The following is a 2,207-nucleotide window of genomic DNA, read 5'->3' as shown; positions in this document are numbered from 1 at the left end:
CACCCAGCCCTGCCGGATTACCACCGAACTGGACTCCTCCAGTCGATCCGTATTCAGCCCTCTCGCCACGAACGGCAGCGCGATCAGGCCCGCCAACCATGTGCGTCGGCGCCAGGGAGCGGACATACCTTTCGTGGCGGCCGGTTGCCGGACGATGATTGCCTTCTTCACTGAAGCACTTCTCCCAAAAATGTTCTCAACCGTCGATTGTGTGCTGCCCCGCACATTCGAGGTATCACTCGAATGAGGCGTCGGCATCCGAGCACTATGACATTGCTAACGCATCCTGCGACCGCGTCGCTGCTCAGCGAGCAGGAACGCGATCGACTGAGGGGTGATCCTGTGCGGGCATCCCCGTCAAGGCCTCAAGATACGGAGCCAGGACCTTGTCGTCGCCAAAGCGACGCTCCATGAACTCGAGCGCAGCAGAACTTGCAGCTTGATACGCGTTGTCGGATTTCAGCAGGGCATCGAGCCCCGCCGACATTTCCGGCACCGAAGTATGAGACGAACCGAGATGTGCGCTCTGCACCACTCCATCGGGATCGAACATTGTCACCACGGGAATACCACGCACCCATGCTTGCAGGAACGTATTGGGAAAGCCCTCGAGATCCGATGTGTTGACAAGGACCTTTGCCCGGTCAAACAGTGCACCGATGTCCAGATACGGAACCACATCATGAAATGTCAGATTCGGTAAGTGACGGGCTTCGGTCTTAACACGCGAGTAGAGATCATCTTCCTCAGGGTATGGCCCTCCCGCCATGTGGAAGCGAATATCTGGCATTGAGCGTGCCAACTCAAGAAGGCGGTCGGGACGTTTGACTCGCCGAATGTTCGCCACCCACAACACGTCCACATCCTTCTGTCTTGCCCCTGCGCTCTGGAATGGACGTGCAACGAGCATGCTGGCAACAGTCCCGGTCCGGCCATAGTTCCGCAACAGAGCACGCTGCTGGGTGACGGTCTGCACCAGCACGCCGTCAGCACGTTTGAGCCCGTACTCATAAAGCCAACGATCTCGTCGGTAGCGAATCAGGAGTTTGTCCGGTTCGCAATCGGAATCACTCGCCGTTCTGAAAACCAAGCGCCGCTTGTGGATCCGGCAAAACATGGCTAGCAGACCCACGGCCATGCCCGCGCAACTGACGTAGTAGACGTCGCAGTCCGCTCGCGCGATTGCTGACCAGAGCTTGGTCCACCGAGGATGGATGAAACGCAGTACGGGCAGACCGTCTGCTTCCTTGAATGCTTTGAGGGTGGTCACTCCTTCGTACACGGCTCCGTCAGGTTGGCCTGAATCGGCTACAACCAAGCGCACTTCGTGCCCGAGCCTCGCCAGAGCGACAGCCATTTGAGCGTGTTGAACCTCTTCTCCGCCCACCCGTGCATGTTTGTATTCTTCGGACAGTGCTGGAAGCGCGCCCAGATTGACTAAACATATTCTCATGGCGTCCTTCTAAGCGGAGCAGCGCCTTGGAACATTGAGCCAATCAACTTCGTGAGATATCGCGGGTAGATCCCGGAATTATTTAACAGCATAAGGTCTCAAAATCAACATGGGTATCAAGACGACCTCTCGCTAGGACCGAGAAAAAGTTGAGAAAACGAAGCGGCGAGCCGCTAGGTAGTTGAACACTAGCGCCACAACCGACCCTATTGCGAGTGGAATAACAGGGAATGACCGCCACATCGGCATGACTTGAATAGCAAGAAAGAATACTAGAAAATTGATTCCCGCGCCGACGGTTTGAACTGCAAAGTATCGCAAGTATTCTTCATGATTCGATATTTCGATGCGTCGCTGATGCTTGAAGGTGAAACTACGGTTCGCCAGCCAAGTCGCCAACACCGCGACGAAAAACGATATGATCCTTGCAACGTAAACATTAACTTCAAATCGGCCGACCAACAATGACAGAACTCCGGCATCAACTATAAACCCCAAAGCGCCAACCAAACTGAACTTGAGAAAGTGTCGCATTTCTCTCAATCACGATTACCTGGAGTTGATGCCTGAAGAATTACCTAATATTTCACGTTCGTACGCAAATCGTTGCAAATGTACGATCGAGTCCAATATAAGACCGATGGCAAGTAGCATGACCGCGACAATTTCGCAGCCAGTCGCCAAAATCGCCAGAGGGACGTGATAAATATACTTGTAAAGTATCCAATCACTCAAAACCGGGACGGAGCATAAG

At 54.0% G+C, this 2,207-nt stretch carries 3 protein-coding genes; all 3 read right to left on the bottom strand.

Annotated elements, in window-relative coordinates:
- Positions 1 to 304 precede the first annotated feature (304 nt).
- On the bottom strand, positions 305 to 1,453 hold the full coding sequence (locus ACXRVY_RS25270; RefSeq protein WP_458238551.1) for a glycosyltransferase family 4 protein: 1,149 nt from the start codon (positions 1,451 to 1,453) through the stop codon (positions 305 to 307).
- 132 nt (positions 1,454 to 1,585) lie between these two features.
- Positions 1,586 to 1,987: a GtrA family protein gene (locus tag ACXRVY_RS25265; protein WP_458238550.1), complete on the bottom strand. Its 402-nt coding sequence runs from the start codon at positions 1,985 to 1,987 to the stop codon at positions 1,586 to 1,588.
- A 15-nt stretch (positions 1,988 to 2,002) separates the two neighbouring features.
- The coding region (locus ACXRVY_RS25260; RefSeq protein WP_458238549.1) for a hypothetical protein at positions 2,003 to 2,207 on the bottom strand (205 nt) is incomplete at its 5' end.

The organism is Pseudomonas sp. P5_A2_2, assembly GCF_054177685.1.
The sequence above is the reverse complement of the archived record's forward strand: the minus strand, read 5'-3'. Positions and strand labels throughout refer to the sequence as shown.